Raw genomic sequence first — 14,542 nt, forward strand, 5'->3', positions numbered from 1 at the left:
TCGCGCGCGGTCGCGAAGCCCGGTCAGAGCGCTTCGGCGTTCAACTCACCGGTGCGGATGCGGACCGCCTGGGCCACATCCATGACGAAGATCTTGCCGTCGCCGATGCGGCCGGTATTGGCGGCCTTCTGGATCGAGTCGACGACGCTGTCCACCAGCTCGTCCGTCACCGCGACCTCCACCTTCACCTTGGGCAGGAAGCTGACCGAGTATTCGGCGCCGCGGTAGATTTCCGTCTGCCCCTTCTGCCGGCCGAAGCCCTTCACCTCGGAGACGGTCAGTCCCTGGATTCCGAGCGCGGTCAGAGCCTCGCGCACCTCGTCGAGCTTGAACGGCTTTATGATGGCCATGACGAGCTTCATCGCGCTCTCCCCTTTCTGATCCATGCCTGTCGGGGGCATCTGCCCCGTTCTGTTCATGCGCCGCACTGGCGCGGCCCATCTACAATCGATCTTACAAGAACCGTGCCGGGTTTGGATTGCGGCGGAAACCGTGTAACCCGCCGGTGGCAAACCCGATCGAACGGCGCGCCCTTGGGCAAGCCCCGCCTATTATTTAGGCAAGTGCGATCCCCGCCTGCGGCCCCGCGCCCGCTGGACAGGAATCGCCGGGTGGGGAATCCTGCCCGCCGGACACCTATATGAACAGGCGGGGCACCCGGCCCTCCCGACAGGATCGTTCCAGGATCGCAGATGAACACCACCGCCAACTCCGCACCCGACGAGTCAGCCCTGACGGCGGAGGTCGCCATCGTCGGCGGCGGGCTGGCCGGGTTGACGCTGGCCTGCGCGCTGGGCACGGCGGGCGTGCCCGTGATCGTCATCGACCGCGACCCGCCCGAGTCGCAGATGGCGGAGGCCTTCGACGGCCGCACCACCGCCATCGCCTATGGCAGCGCCAGGGTGCTGGACGGGGCCGGCCTCTGGGCCGACTGCGTGGATGAGGCCGGGCCCATCCTGGATATCCGCGTGACCGACCAGAACAGCCCGCTGTTCCTGCATTACGACCACCGCGACGTCGGCGACGCGCCCTTCGGCTGGATCGTGGAGAACCGCACCATCCGCCGGGCCCTGTTCAAGCGCCTGAAAGAGCTGGCAGGCACCGTCACCCATCTGGCCCCTGTGGCCGTGACCGCGCTGGACCGGGCGGAGAGCGGCGTCGCCCTGACCCTGGCCGACGGCCGGACGGTGAGGAGCCGGCTGGTGGTGGGGGCGGACGGGAAGCGGAGCCTGTGCCGCGAGGATGCCGGCATCCGCACCACGGGCTGGTCCTACAACCAGCACGCCATCATCACCAATATCGAGCATGAGGAGCCGCATGGCGGCGTGGCGGTGGAGCTGTTCCTGCCCGCCGGCCCCTTCGCCATGCTGCCGCTGACCGGCAACCGCATCAGCATCGTCTGGACCGAGCGGTCGGAAATGGTGCCCTGGTACATGAAGCAGGACGAAGCCCGCTTCACGGCGGAGCTGCAGCGCCGCGTCGGCGACTGGCTGGGCCGCATCCGGCCGGTGGGGCCGCGCGCCTGCTATCCGCTGGGGCTGATGCATGCGGAGCGCTACACCGACCGCCGCCTGGCCCTGATCTCCGAAGCCAGCCACACCATGCATCCCATCGCCGGCCAGGGGCTGAATGTCGGCATCCGCGACGTGGCCGCACTGGCGGAGGTGGTGGTGGACGCCGTCCGCGTCGGGCTGGACCCGGGCGCCGCCGACGTGTTGGACCGGTACCAGCGTTGGCGGCGGGTGGATACCATGACCCTTCTGGCCACCACCGACCTGCTGACCCGGCTGTTCAGCAACAATATCGCCCCGCTGGCCATGGCCCGCCGTCTCGGCATGGCCGCCATCGACCGCCTTCCGCCCTTCCGCCCGGTGAAGCGCTTCTTCATGCGCCACGCCATGGGCGTGGTCGGCGACCTGCCGCGGATGGTGAAGGGGGAGGCGCTGTGACGGACAGCGACCCCACCGCCCGCCCCCCTGCCGTCGACCTCTCCGCCGAGGGCGTGCATCAGCGGCCGGACCTGTCCTATGGGGCCTATCTGGGGCTGGACACGCTGCTGGCCAGCCAGCATCCGCGCTCCGGCGAGCATGACGAGCTGCTGTTCATTATCATCCATCAGGCGTCCGAGCTGTGGATGAAGCTGAGCCTGCATGAGCTGCGGGCAGCGCGGGCGCAGATCCGGACGGGGGAGCTGGGGCCGGCCTTCAAGATGATCGCCAGGGTGGCGCAGATCCAGCGGCAGATGATCCAGAGCTGGGACGTGCTGTCCACCATGACTCCGGCCGACTACAGCCGCATCCGGCCCCATCTGGGCCAGAGCAGCGGCTTCCAGTCCTGGCAGTACCGGCTGCTGGAATTCATCCTGGGCAACAAGAACGCCGGCACCGTCGGCGTGCATGGCGGCGACCCGGCCGTGCATGCCGCCTTGCTGGAGGCGCTGGCCGAACCCTCCATCTACGACGAGTCGCTGTGCCTGCTGAAGCGGCGCGGCTTCGATCTGCCCGGCCATGTAGTGGAGCGGGACTGGACCCGGCCCTATCGGGCGGACAAGGCGGTGGAGGCCGCCTGGGCGGAGGTCTATCGCGACACCTCCCACCATTGGGATCTGTACGAGCTGGCGGAAAAGCTGGTGGATCTGGAATACCGGTTCCAGCAATGGCGCTTCATCCATATGAAGACGGTGGAGCGCATCATCGGCTACAAGCCCGGCACCGGCGGCACCGGCGGAGTCAGCTATCTGGTGAAGGCGCTGGACCTGTCCTTCTTCCCCGAGCTGCTGAGCCTGCGCACCGCCATCTAGCCTGGAACCCGTATGACCGACATGGACAAGCTTCCGGCGCTGGACCGGCTGCGCGCGGCCACGCGAGGGCTGCACGACCGGATCGAGGCGACGGGGGCCGCGGCCCGCATCATGGCCGACGGCGTGCGGGCGGAGCAGTACCGGGACTTCCTGCTGCGCACCCTGGCGGTGGTCGGGCCGGCGGAGAGCTGGCTGGGGCGGGCCTGCCCGGCGGCCGGCATCGCCAATCCCTGCGGCGGCAATCGCGCCCCGGCCCTGCTGGCCGACATCGAGGCGCTGGGCGGCGGCAGCCCGCGGGTGGGGGCCGGTGCGGCGGCCGAGGCGGCCATGGCCGGGCTGCATGCGGGCCGCGGGGCCGTGCTGGGCTGCCTTTATGTGCTGGAGGGATCGGCGCTGGGCGGGGCCATGATCGCCAAGCATCTGCGTCGCCGCTTCGGAGAACAGGCCGACGGCTTCACCCGCTTCCATGGCGGAGAGGGGATGAAGGCCGGGGAGCGCTGGCGGCATGTCTGCGGCCTGCTGGCCGGGCTGGACGGGAACGAAGCGGCCATTGACGAGGCGGTGCGGGCGGCGGAAGCCCTGTTCGGCTGCTTCCTGGCGGCCTACGAACCATCGGAGCCGGAGAGGGCGGAGGCCGGCAGCGGCAATTCCGTCGTTTCCTTGACCGCGGAGACGGCGATCATGGAGTTGATCTCCCGCACGCCGGGCAGCTTGGACAACTTCTCGAAGAAGAGCCGTTCATAGGCCTCCACATCGGCGGTGACGATCCGCAGCAGGAAATCCACCTGCCCCATCAGCACGAAGCATTCCTGCACCTCGGGAATGCGGCGGATGGCCTCCCGGAACTCATCCAGCTTGTCGCCGCTGTGCGCCTCCAGCTTCACCTGGGAGAAAATCAGGGTGTTCAGCCCGATCTTCTTCCGGTCCAGCAGGGCGGCCCGGCGCTTGATGATCCCGTCCTCCTCCAGCCGCTGGATGCGGCGCCAGCAGGGGGATTGGGACAGGCCCACCCGCTCCCCCACCTCGGCGGCGGTGGCGGCCCCGTCCTTCTGCAGTACATCCAGGATGCGCCAGTCCGTGCGGTCCAGGGGCTTCTGCATGGTGCTTCTCCTCACGCCTGATGCGGCGCATCATTCATGCGTAGTTTCCTCCAGGTCGGCGATCTTCGCAAAGTAATTCCCCAAGCTCCCGGCTAGAGTTCCCGCATCCCGCCCGCATTGCCGGGCAGGGACCGCATCAAGGAGGAAGCCGATGACCGCCGACCGCCATCATCCAAGCCTGACCGTCTACACCGACGAGTCCACGGGCATCCGGATTGCGCTGGCCTGCGGCCGGCCCCTGTCCCGCCACACGCAGGTTCCGTGGCGGCGGTTGCCCACCGGGGATTTGAACCTGGCGGTGGATCTGGCGCTGGAAACGGCGCGGGTGCGCCCGGCTTTCGCCCTGGTGCTGCCCGGCGTGGATGGGGATGAGGCGGGAGCCCTGGCGCGCTGTCTGCGCCGGGCCGAGCTTGAGGGCTTCACCGTCGGCCGGGAGGAGGCCGATCCGGCCGCCCGTCACGCCGCAGCAGCTTGAGGATCGACCGGATGCCCGCCCCCGTTCTCGCCCCGCCCGCCGCCGAAATCCGGCCCACCGATCCGGACCGGACCGCCTGCTTCGCCCTGCGCATGGACCCGGACCCCTCGGCGCTCGCCCGTGCGCTGGAGCCCTTCGCCAAGCGCGGCCTCGTTCCCAGCTCCGTCCAGGCCCGGCTTCTGGAGGCGGAGGAGGAACTCTGCATCGATGTGCGGGTCCGCGGCCTGACGCGGCAGGAAAGCGACTATATCGCCCGCACCCTGTCCACCATTCCGCTGATGCGGCAGGTGCTGACCAGCGAGCGCCGGGCCGCCCCGAACCGGGCGGCGGAGGAGCTGGCCGCCTGAGCGCCACTCTTCGCGACGGCCCAAAACAAAGCCCCTCTCCCGGCCTGCGGGAGAGGGGCTTCGGCTGTCCGTCCGTTACTCTGCTGCCTGGATGCCGGGCAGCGGGTGGTTGGCGAAGCGGCGGCGCAGCTCCACCTTCAGCAGCTTGCCGGTGGCGCTGTGCGGCAGATCGTCGACGAAGACGATGTCGTCGGGTAGCCACCATTTGGCGACATGCCGCTCCAGATAGGCCATCAGCTCCGCCTTGCCGATGCTGGCTCCAGTGCGCGGCACCACGACCAGCAGGGGGCGCTCCTGCCATTTCGGGTGCGGCACGCCGATCACAGCGGCCTCCTGCACGCCCTCGAAGCCCATTGCGGCGTTCTCCAGGTCGATGGAGCTGATCCACTCGCCGCCCGACTTGATGACGTCCTTGGCACGATCCACGATGGCCATGGCCCCGGTCTCGTCGATGGTGGCGACGTCGCCGGTCCTGAACCAGCCATCCTCGGTGAAGGCGCCCCGGTTCGCCGCCTCGTCATTGTAATAGCCGCTGGTGATCCAGGGGCCGCGCACCACCAGCTCGCCATAGCTTTCGCCGTCGCGGGGCTGCTCGCTGCCATCGGGGCCGATGATCTTCATCTCCACCCCGAACAGGGCGCGGCCGGCCTTCAGCTTGGCCTCGTGCTGCTCGGCGACGGGCAGCTTCTGCTGCTCCGGGTTCAGGGCGCCGATGGTGCCCACCGGGCTCATCTCCGTCATGCCCCAGCCCTGCATGCAGGTGACCCCATGGGTCAGCTCGAACTCCTCCAGCATCGCCTTGGGCATGGCGGAGCCGCCGACCGTGACCGATTTCAGCGTGCTGAACTTCGCCCCGCTCTGGCGCATATGGGCCAGCAGCCCCAGCCACACCGTGGGCACGCCGGAGGAGACGGTGACCTGCTCCTCCTCCATCAGCTCATAGACCGATTTTCCATCCAGCTTCGGGCCGGGGAAGACCAGCTTGGCCCCGGCGATGGCAGCGGCATAGGGGTAGCCCCAGGCATTGGCATGGAACAAGGGCACCACCACCAGGGCGGCATCGCTGGTGGTGACCGAAATGCCGGGCGCGGTCAGGAAGCCGTAGGCGTGCAGCACGGCGGAGCGGTGGCTGTACAGCACGCCCTTGGGGTTGCCGGTAGTGCCGGAGGTATAGCAGAGGCCGCAGGCGGTATTCTCGTCGAACTCGGGAAACTCGAACCCCTCCGCCGCCTCCGCCATCAGCGTTTCGTAGCACAGCAGGTTGGGCAGGCCGGTCTGCTTCGGCATGAAGTCGGGGGAGGTCATCACGACGACGCCCTTCACCCCGTTCAGGTTCGGCCAGAGCTTCTCGATCAGCGGCACGAACATGGGGTCGACGAACAGATATTCGTCCTGGGCGTGGTTGATGATGTAGATGAGCTGTTCCGGGAACAGGCGCGGGTTGACGGTGTGGCAGACGGCGGCGATGGCCGGTACCGCGTAATACAGCTCGAAATGCCGGAAATCGTTCCAGGCCAGCGTGCCGACGCGGCTGCCCGCCTTGATGCCCAGTCGGGTCAGGACATTCGCCAGCTGCTGCACCCGGTCCCAGGCATCGCGGTAGGTGTAGCTGTGCTTCGGCTCCTGCCCGAAGCGCGACGTCACGGCGGTGCTGCCATGGTACAGGGCGGCATGGCGGAGGATCGACGTGGTCAGCAGGGGTCGATCCATCATCTGTCCGCGCAGCATGAACTATCCTCCCGGTTCGTATTTTGTCGTTGCCTCTATTACTGAGGCTTCCGCGAGGAAATTTCCAGCCCCTATCCGACCATACCGTTGGTTCAAAAGACCAGCAGCGCCAAGCCTGCGAGCGTAGCCACCGCTACCAATGCAAGCACCCGGAAAGCGGCACGCACAGCCCCCGGCCGGCCCCGCGGCATGCTGCTCCCGCTGGACAGGTCCGGCGTCCCCGCAAGGCCCTTGGTGGCACCGGCCACGGCCGGCTTCACCCGCGCCCCCGGCCGGCGTCCCGGCGGGCCTGCCCGTCTCCATAAAGGCTTGTCTGCCATAGGCTTGCCCCTTCGCTGATGTGCGTGGCGACAACAGCGGAAAGGGCCTGTCGTCGCAGGCGCCGACCCGAGCAGTGCAAACGGAAACCGGGCCGGCGGGTTGCCCCGCCGGCCCGGCTCATCTCCACCCTAAACTCAGGCCTTTTCGGCCTCTTTACGCGGCGCTGCGGATTCCCGCGGCCCGCACCTTGGCGTCCACATGGTCGGCGAACTGCTGGAAGTTCGCTTCGAAACGGCGGGCGACCTCGCGCGCCGTGGTGTCGTAGGCGCTCTTGTCCGACCAGGTGTTCTTCGGGAACAGCACGTCGGCCGGCACGCCCTCGCAGCCCTCCGGCACCAGCAGGCCGAAGTTCGGCTCCGGCGCGTGGTTGACGGTGGCGAGTTGTCCGTCCAGCGCCGCCCGCACCAGGGAGCGGGTGTGGCCGATCGACATGCGCTTGCCGGTGCCATAGGCGCCGCCGGTCCAGCCGGTGTTCACCAGCCAGCAATTGGCGCCGTTGCGGGCGATCCGCTCACCCAGCAGCTTGGCGTAGACGGTGGGGTGGCGCGGCATGAAGGGCGCGCCGAAGCAGGTGCTGAAGGTGGCCTGCGGCTCGGTGACGCCCTTCTCCGTACCGGCGACCCGCGCGGTGTAGCCGGACAGGAAATGGTACATCGCCTGCTCGGCCGTCAGCTTGCTGATCGGCGGCAGCACGCCGAAGGCGTCGGCCGTCAGCATGATGATGTTGTCCGGCTGCGGCCCGGTGCCCGTGGCGCTGGCGTTCGGGATGAAGTCGATGGGATAGCTGGCGCGGGTGTTCTCCGTGTACTGCCCGTCATCCAGGTCCAGCTCACGGGTGTCCGGGTCCATCACCACATTCTCCAGGATGGTCCCGAAGCGGCGGGTGGTGGCGTAGATCTCCGGCTCCGCCTCCGCGGACAGACGGATCACCTTGGCGTAGCAGCCGCCCTCGAAGTTGAAGACGGAGCTGTCGGCCCAGCCATGCTCGTCGTCGCCGATCAGGGTGCGGGAGCTGTCGGCGGACAGGGTGGTCTTGCCGGTGCCGGACAGGCCGAAGAAGATGGCGGTATCGCCGTTCGGGCCCATGTTGGCGGAGCAGTGCATCGGCAGCACGCCCTTGGCCGGCAGCAGGAAGTTCAGGACGGAGAAGATCGACTTCTTGATCTCGCCGGCATAGGAGGTGCCGCCGATCAGGACCAGCCGCTTCTTGAAATTGCACAGGATGAACACGTCGGACCGGGTGCCGTCGCGCTCCGGCACCGCCTTGAAGTCCGGCACCTGAAGCACGGTGAAGGCCGGCTCGAACTCGGTCCGCTCAGCCAGCGGCGGGCGGATGAACATGTTCTGGGCGAACATGTTATGCCAGGCATGCTGGGTCACGATGCGGACCGGCAGGCGGTGCGCCGGGTCGGCGCCGGCCCACAGATCCTGCACGAACACTTCGCGGCCCTGCAGATAGCCCTGGATGCGGGACTGCAGCCGGTCGAACGCCTCTTCCGAGATAGGCTTGTTGACGTTGCCCCACCAGATATCGTCGGAGGTGGTCTCCTCCTGCACGATGAACTTGTCGTTGGGGGACCGGCCCGTATGCTGGCCCGTCAGCGCCACCAGGGCGCCATGCCTCGACAGCCGTGCCTCGCCGCGCAGCAACGCCTGCTCATAGAGTTGCGCCGGGCTGAGGTTCCAGTGCGCCGCCTTCAGATTCACAAGGCCCAGATGGTCCAGGCCATAGCTGCTGATCACGGGTCCGGTCATTTCCACGTTTGCGTTCTCCCAAATGATCCGTTTATCGCACGGACGGGCCTGATTCGTGTAGTGCCCGCACCAGCGTTACCTCGGTCGGCACCTGCTCCCGACCGTTATGATTCCTGCCGTCCCGCAGGATTCCTCAAGTTCAGAACCGTTTCCGCAAGGCGCGATTATGCGCCATGCCCACGGTTCTGTGTAGCGGCATCCGTACACTTACCGTTCTCTTTCGAGCGCTGCAATCGCCCGGAACGCGAGGAGCCATGCATCGGAAGAGGTTCTGCATACCCCGAAAGCGCAGGGTGTACGGGCGTAGCCTGGAAGCCGAATGGCATCGCCAAATCCGGCATCAGGCACCCGCGCGCTCCGCGTCCAGCAGGAACGCACAAAGCGCCGTGCCCGCCCCCTGCCGCTCCGCGGTGCGTTGCCGCAGTCGGGTCAGCCGCCCGCCCGCGCCTTCCGGACCAGCCGGACCAGCTCCACCCGCGCCGCTTCCGCACTATCCACCGACGTACCGAATTCCAGGCGTGCCGTCCGGGTTGCGCAGCGCAGGTCGCAGCCGTCGGGATCGATGCCGGTCATGCGCCATTCCCCGTCCGGCCGGCCCAGCAGCACGGTGGCGTAGAGCCGGACAGCGTCCGCATGGTCAGCATTCATGTGCCCCACGACGTCCTGTTCCCGCGCGGTCAGGGCTTCCCAGGCCGCGGGCGGGGGTAGAAGTTCCTCCGCCCCGATCCAGCGGATTTTCCCGAAGCCGGCCACCAGATGCGCCCGCTCCACCCGCATGCGCCACAGGCGGAAATCGCCGAAACCGGCATACAGCTCCGCCGACGGGTGCCGGGCCAGATAGCGGGCGCGGTGGCGCGGCTCCTCCGTCGGTTCCAGCCGTCCCAGCAGCGACACGCGCGGGCCGGTCAGCGGCTCCTCCAGCCCGGCCGTGCCGTCGAACAGCAGCCCGGCCCGGCTGTCCGCCGCCAGGTTCCGCGTATGGTCGGCCAGGCCGGAGATCAGGAGGAGGGGGGAGCCGTCCAGATCGAAGGCGGTCAGCACCAGGGACGGGTAGGGCCAGCCATCGGCATCCCGCTGGGCCGTCGCCATGGCGGCCTGTCCCTGGGCGCGCATCACGGCGCGGGCGGATGTGGGATATTCGCCTGTCCAGGCCGGCATCTCCGGCTGCTGCTGATCCGTCATGCTGGAACATCCTTGGCCGGCGGGTTGGGACGGCCACGCCGGCATATGGCAAAAATGGGGTAAACGGTCCCGAAGCGGCCCAAAGGATGACATATTGCAGGCGGAGCTTTCCCCTGGCAAAGGGGGGTGGCCGCGGTGAGAATGGCAAGGCTACCCGCACCGGCCGGCAAAGGTTGGAGAAGCAAACGTGCCCCAGACGATCGCCCTGGTCGATGACGACCGCAACATCCTGACCTCCGTCTCCATCGCGCTGGAGTCGGAAGGCTACGAGGTCCGGACCTATTCCGACGGGGACGAGGCCCTGCGCGGCCTGACCTCGCGGCCGGTGGACCTGGCTGTGCTGGACATCAAGATGCCCCGCATGGACGGGATGGAGCTGTTGCAGCGCCTGCGCCAGACCTCCGCCGTGCCGGTCATCTTCCTGACCAGCAAGGATGACGAGATCGACGAGCTCCAGGGCCTGCGCATGGGGGCCGACGACTACATCAAGAAGCCCTTCAGCCAGCGCCTGCTGATCGAGCGGATCAAGACCCTGCTGCGGCGGGGCGAGCTGGCCACGGGCAAGACCGCGCCCGATCCGAACCAGACCATGGTGCGCGGCGAGCTGGTGCTGGACGGCGCCCGCCACATGTGCACCTGGAAGGGGCAGCAGATCGACCTGACGGTGACGGAATTCCTGCTGGTGAAGGCGCTGGCGCAGCGGCCCGGCCATGTGAAGAACCGCGACCAGCTCATGGATGCCGCCTATGGCGAGCACATCTATGTGGACGACCGCACCATCGACAGCCACATCAAGCGGCTGCGCAAGAAGTTCAAGGCCGTGGACGACGACTTCCAGCAGATCGAAACGCTGTACGGCGTCGGCTACCGGTACAAGGACAGTTGATCGTCACCATCGGGACATTGCCAGTGCGTTGTATTTCCGTCATCCCGGCGCAAGCCGGGACCCAGGGGCGGCAGGCACCGTCCCCGGGACTCCTGGGTCCCGGCTTTCGTCGGGATGACGGGCGGGATGCTGGTCTGCCTGTTCTGGTGATGAGATGACCGCGGAGTTGCGCGCGGAGCCGCGTCCGGCCGCCCCGGCGAAGCCGCCGGCCAAACCCGCCAGCAGGAGGAAGGCCGAACCGGCCGAGCCCGCACGGCCGGCACAGGACGGCCCGTCCCGGCGGCGGGGACGGCCGCGGCTGATCTCCCCACTGACCCTGCGCATCCTGGCGGTCAATGTGCTGGCGGCCCTGCTGCTGCTGGGCGGGCTGCTCTATCTCGGCCAGTACCAGCAGCGCCTGATCAATGCGGAGCTGGACGCGCTGACGGTGGAGGGGCGGATTTCCGCCGCCGCCCTGGCCGAAGGCGCCATCGAGCCCGGCTATGACGAGTTCGCCGACGGCCTTCCGGAACTCTCCTTCGAGCTGGGCCGGCAGATGGTGCGGCGGCTGGTGGAGACCACCGACACCCGCACCCGCCTGTACGCCGCGACAGGGGAGCTGGTGGCCGACAGCCGCGTGCTGGGCGGGCCGCAGGGCACGGTGCAGATCGAACCGCTGCCGCCGCTTCCCGATAGTAGCCCACTTACCCAGCTCGGCCGCGACATCTATGACCGCGTGGTCAATGCCGTGCCGGGGCGGGAGCATCTGCCCCGCTACCCCATGAACATGGAAGCGGACGCCACACGCTTCCCGGATGTGCAGAAGGCGCTGGCGGGAGAGGTCGGGCGCGGCGTCTGGCGCATCGACCGCGGCGACGGCACCGAGGACATGCTGCTGACCGTGGCGGTGCCGGTACAGCGCTTCAAGCAGGTGCTGGGCGCCGTCTACCTGTCCCGCACGGGGCGGGAAATCGACGAGGCCGTGCGGCAGGTCCGCATGGACATGCTGAAGTTCAGCGGCATCGCGCTGGCCGTCACCGTGCTGCTGTCGATCTATCTCGCCCGCACCATCGCCCGCCCGATCAGCCGGCTGGCCGAGGCGGCGGACGAGGTGCGGCACGGCCACGGGCGACAGGCCGTGATCCCGGACATGTCGCGCCGGCATGACGAGATCGGCGATCTCTCCGTGGCGCTGAAGGACATGACCGCCGCCATCTGGGACCGGATGGACGCCATCGAGCGATTCGCCGCCGATGTGGCGCATGAGATCAAGAACCCGCTGACCTCCATGCGCAGCGCCGTGGAAACCGTGCAGCGGGTGAAGACGGACGAGCAGCGCAGCCGCCTGCTCGCCATCATCCATGAGGATGTGCAGCGGCTGGACCGGCTGATCTCCGACATCTCCAACGCTTCCCGCCTGGATGCGGAGCTGTCGCGGGCGCAGGCGCAGCCGGTGGATCTGCGCGCCCTGCTGGAATGGCTGGCCGGGCTGCATGACGAAACCATCTGCCGCGAGGATGAGGGCGGGGACGGCGATCCGGCCGTGCCGAAGAAGCCCAAGGTGCGGGTGGAGCTGCCCCCGCCAAGCGGCCGCGCCGGCGACCTGACCGTGCCGGGGATCGAGGGGCGGCTGACCCAGGTGTTCCAGAACCTGGTCTCCAACGCGCTCAGCTTCTCGCCGGCCGGCGGGCTGGTGCTGCTGTCCGCGCGGGCCTGGCCGGACCGGGTGGAGGTGACCTGCGCCGACCAGGGCCCCGGCATCCCGGAAGCCAAGCTGGACGCCATCTTCGACCGCTTCTACAGCGAGCGCCCCAAGAGCGAGGCCTTCGGCAAGCATTCCGGCCTCGGCCTCTCCATCTCCAAGCAGATCGTGGACGCCCATGGCGGCCGCATCTTCGCGGAGAACATCAAGGATGCCGACGGGGCGGTGCAGGGCGCGCAGTTTACAGTGGTGCTGCCGCGCTAGACCTTCCGCCGCCTTATGCCCATGTGTATGATCAGGGTGATTCATACACATCGGGTTGCCGCCATGCGCACCAACATCGACATCGACGACGAACTCCTGGCGGAGGCGATGAAGGCGACCGGCGCCACCACCAAAAAGGCCGCCGTGGACAGCGCGCTCCGCGAGGTGGTTCTGCGTCATCGGCGGCGGCAGGCGCTGGATACGCTCTGGGGCATCGGCTGGGATGGCGACCTTAATGCCATCCGGGAAGATGGCGGGCCTCGCCTGCCGGATGCGGACAGGGACGGGTTGGACCGCACCGGCACATGATCGTTGTCGACACCTCCGTCTGGATCGACTTCTTCGCCCAGCGGGATACGGAGCAGACCCGGCATCTGCGCCTGACCGCCGATCCCGGCGACATCATCGTCGGCGACATCGTGCTGGCGGAGGTGCTGATGGGCGCGCGCGGCGACCGGCATGCATCGACGCTCGAATCCGCCCTGCGCCAGTTCGAGGTGATGCCGATGGCGGGCGATGCTCTGGCGGTCGAGGCTGCGGCCAATTTCCGCCGGTTGCGCGCCGTCGGGGTCACGATCCGGCGGACCACCGACCTGTTCATCGGCACCTTCTGCATCGCCAACGGCCACACGCTCCTGCACAGGGACCGAGATTTCGTGGGCATGGAGAAGCATCTGGGTCTGAAGGTGCTGTGAAACCCAGCCCCGCGCCGTCCGGCATTGGAAATCCCGCCGCGACCCGCTAACTTCCCTTCCCCGCAGGGGAGAACACGGGTCCACACCGATGAACCAGCCGCTCAACACCTACCGCTCCGGCCCGGACGAGCACGGGCATTTCGGCATCCATGGCGGGCGCTTCGTCGCCGAGACGCTGATGCCGCTGATCCTGGAGCTCGAAAAGGCCTATGAGGCCGCCAAGGCGGACCCGGCGTTCCACGCGGAGCTGAAGCACTATCTGACCCACTATGTGGGCCGGCCGAGCCCGCTCTATTTCGCGGAGCGGCTGACGAAGGAGCTTGGCGGTGCCAAGATTTTCTTCAAGCGCGAGGAGCTGAACCACACCGGCGCGCACAAGATCAACAACTGCATGGGTCAGGTCCTGCTCGCCAAGCGCATGGGCAAGACCCGCATCATCGCGGAAACCGGCGCCGGCCAGCATGGCGTGGCGACCGCCACGGTCTGCGCCCTCTTCGGCCTGCCCTGCACCATCTATATGGGCGAGGTGGATATCGAGCGGCAGCAGCCGAACGTGTTCCGTATGCGCCTGCTGGGGGCCGAGGTGCGCGCCGCCAAGTCCGGCAGCCGCACGCTGAAGGACGCCATGAACGAGGCGCTGCGCGACTGGGTCACCAACGTCGCCGACACCTTCTACATCATCGGCACCGTGGCCGGCCCGCACCCCTATCCCATGCTGGTGCGCGACTTCCAGAATGTGATCGGGGAAGAGACCCGCGCCCAGATGCTGGAGATGGAGGGCCGGCTGCCCGACAGCCTGGTGGCCTGCATCGGCGGCGGCTCGAACGCCATGGGCCTGTTCCACCCGTTCCTGGACGATCACGACGTCCGCATGGTGGCGGTGGAGGCCGGCGGCCATGGGGTGGACGTGCCCGGCGGGCATGCGGCCAGCCTGACCGGCGGCCGGCCGGGCGTGCTACACGGCAACCGCACCTACCTGCTGCAGGACGATGACGGCCAGATCATCGAGGGCCACAGCATCAGCGCCGGCCTGGATTATCCCGGCATCGGGCCGGAGCATGCTTGGCTGCACGATGTGAAGCGCGTGGAATATGTCTCCGCCACCGACCGGGAGGCGCTGGACGCCTTCCAGCTCTGCGCCCGGACGGAGGGCATCCTGCCGGCGCTGGAGCCGAGCCATGCCCTGGCCCATATCCGCAAGCTGGCCCCGACCCTGCCGCAGGACCACCTCATGGTCCTGAATCTCAGCGGCCGCGGCGACAAGGATATCTTCACCGTGGCGAAGCATCTGGGCGTGGAGCTGTGAGC

General features: G+C 68.1%; 14 protein-coding genes and 1 pseudogene. 10 read left to right on the forward strand and 5 right to left on the reverse strand.

Going from position 1 to position 14,542, the window contains the following annotated elements; genetic code table 11:
* Positions 1–23: 23 nt before the first annotated feature.
* Positions 24–362, reverse strand: coding sequence for a P-II family nitrogen regulator (locus DOL89_RS15435; RefSeq protein WP_119680472.1), 339 nt, complete (start codon positions 360–362; stop codon positions 24–26).
* A 330-nt stretch (positions 363–692) separates the two neighbouring features.
* On the opposite strand from DOL89_RS15435, the gene DOL89_RS15440 reads away from it, so the two are divergent.
* The 3 genes and pseudogenes from DOL89_RS15440 to DOL89_RS25580 form a co-directional block, all read left to right on the forward strand.
* Entirely contained in the window at positions 693–1,949 is a 1,257-nt protein-coding gene (locus DOL89_RS15440; RefSeq protein WP_119679951.1) for a UbiH/UbiF/VisC/COQ6 family ubiquinone biosynthesis hydroxylase, read from the forward strand.
* Positions 1,946–2,800 (forward strand): tryptophan 2,3-dioxygenase, encoded by an 855-nt coding sequence (locus DOL89_RS15445; RefSeq protein ID WP_119679952.1) that lies wholly within the window; start codon positions 1,946–1,948, stop codon positions 2,798–2,800. The genes DOL89_RS15440 and DOL89_RS15445 overlap by 4 nt, the downstream gene beginning before the upstream one ends.
* A 21-nt stretch (positions 2,801–2,821) precedes the next feature.
* Positions 2,822–3,337 (forward strand): annotated as a pseudogene (locus tag DOL89_RS25580) (biliverdin-producing heme oxygenase); the annotation flags it as partial.
* Positions 3,338–3,402: 65 nt separating this feature from the next.
* Here the strand turns inward: DOL89_RS25580 and DOL89_RS15455 are convergent.
* Positions 3,403–3,900, reverse strand: coding sequence for an Lrp/AsnC family transcriptional regulator (locus tag DOL89_RS15455; protein WP_119679954.1), 498 nt, complete (start codon positions 3,898–3,900; stop codon positions 3,403–3,405).
* Between the two features lie 151 nt (positions 3,901–4,051).
* On the opposite strand from DOL89_RS15455, the gene DOL89_RS15460 reads away from it, so the two are divergent.
* Positions 4,052–4,375, forward strand: a complete 324-nt coding sequence (locus DOL89_RS15460) for a hypothetical protein (protein WP_119679955.1) — start codon at positions 4,052–4,054, stop codon at positions 4,373–4,375.
* Positions 4,376–4,386: 11 nt separating this feature from the next.
* Positions 4,387–4,722: a hypothetical protein gene (locus DOL89_RS15465; RefSeq protein WP_119679956.1), complete on the forward strand. Its 336-nt coding sequence runs from the start codon at positions 4,387–4,389 to the stop codon at positions 4,720–4,722.
* A gap of 75 nt (positions 4,723–4,797) precedes the next feature.
* Here DOL89_RS15465 and DOL89_RS15470 read toward each other — a convergent pair whose 3' ends face one another.
* The 3 genes from DOL89_RS15470 to DOL89_RS15480 form a co-directional block, all read right to left on the reverse strand.
* Positions 4,798–6,450, reverse strand: coding sequence for a long-chain-fatty-acid--CoA ligase (locus DOL89_RS15470; protein ID WP_119679957.1), 1,653 nt, complete (start codon positions 6,448–6,450; stop codon positions 4,798–4,800).
* A 474-nt stretch (positions 6,451–6,924) separates the two neighbouring features.
* Positions 6,925–8,526 carry a phosphoenolpyruvate carboxykinase gene (locus DOL89_RS15475; protein WP_205574706.1) on the reverse strand — a complete coding sequence of 534 codons (1,602 nt, stop codon included), beginning with the start codon at positions 8,524–8,526 and terminating at the stop codon, positions 6,925–6,927.
* Between the two features lie 429 nt (positions 8,527–8,955).
* A complete protein-coding gene (locus DOL89_RS15480; RefSeq protein WP_119679959.1) occupies positions 8,956–9,708 on the reverse strand; it encodes a HugZ family pyridoxamine 5'-phosphate oxidase in 753 nt (250 codons plus the stop codon).
* 187 nt (positions 9,709–9,895) lie between these two features.
* Between DOL89_RS15480 and DOL89_RS15485 the strand changes: the two genes are divergently transcribed.
* The 5 genes from DOL89_RS15485 (at position 9,896) to trpB (ending at position 14,540) form a co-directional block, all read left to right on the forward strand.
* The gene (locus DOL89_RS15485) at positions 9,896–10,594 is read left to right on the forward strand and encodes a response regulator transcription factor (RefSeq protein WP_119679960.1); all 699 of its coding nucleotides are present in this window, start codon (positions 9,896–9,898) and stop codon (positions 10,592–10,594) included.
* A 154-nt stretch (positions 10,595–10,748) separates the two neighbouring features.
* On the forward strand, positions 10,749–12,539 hold the full coding sequence (locus DOL89_RS15490; protein WP_119679961.1) for a stimulus-sensing domain-containing protein: 1,791 nt from the start codon (positions 10,749–10,751) through the stop codon (positions 12,537–12,539).
* Between the two features lie 63 nt (positions 12,540–12,602).
* The gene (locus DOL89_RS15495) at positions 12,603–12,848 is read left to right on the forward strand and encodes a type II toxin-antitoxin system VapB family antitoxin (protein ID WP_119679962.1); all 246 of its coding nucleotides are present in this window, start codon (positions 12,603–12,605) and stop codon (positions 12,846–12,848) included.
* The gene (gene vapC / locus DOL89_RS15500; protein ID WP_119679963.1) at positions 12,845–13,234 is read left to right on the forward strand and encodes a type II toxin-antitoxin system VapC family toxin; all 390 of its coding nucleotides are present in this window, start codon (positions 12,845–12,847) and stop codon (positions 13,232–13,234) included. The genes DOL89_RS15495 and vapC overlap by 4 nt, the downstream gene beginning before the upstream one ends.
* A gap of 88 nt (positions 13,235–13,322) precedes the next feature.
* A complete protein-coding gene (gene trpB, locus DOL89_RS15505; protein ID WP_119679964.1) occupies positions 13,323–14,540 on the forward strand; it encodes a tryptophan synthase subunit beta in 1,218 nt (405 codons plus the stop codon).
* Positions 14,541–14,542 lie beyond the last annotated feature (2 nt).

It is taken from the genome of Indioceanicola profundi, assembly GCF_003568845.1.
GTDB lineage: Bacteria > Pseudomonadota > Alphaproteobacteria > Azospirillales > Azospirillaceae > Indioceanicola > Indioceanicola profundi.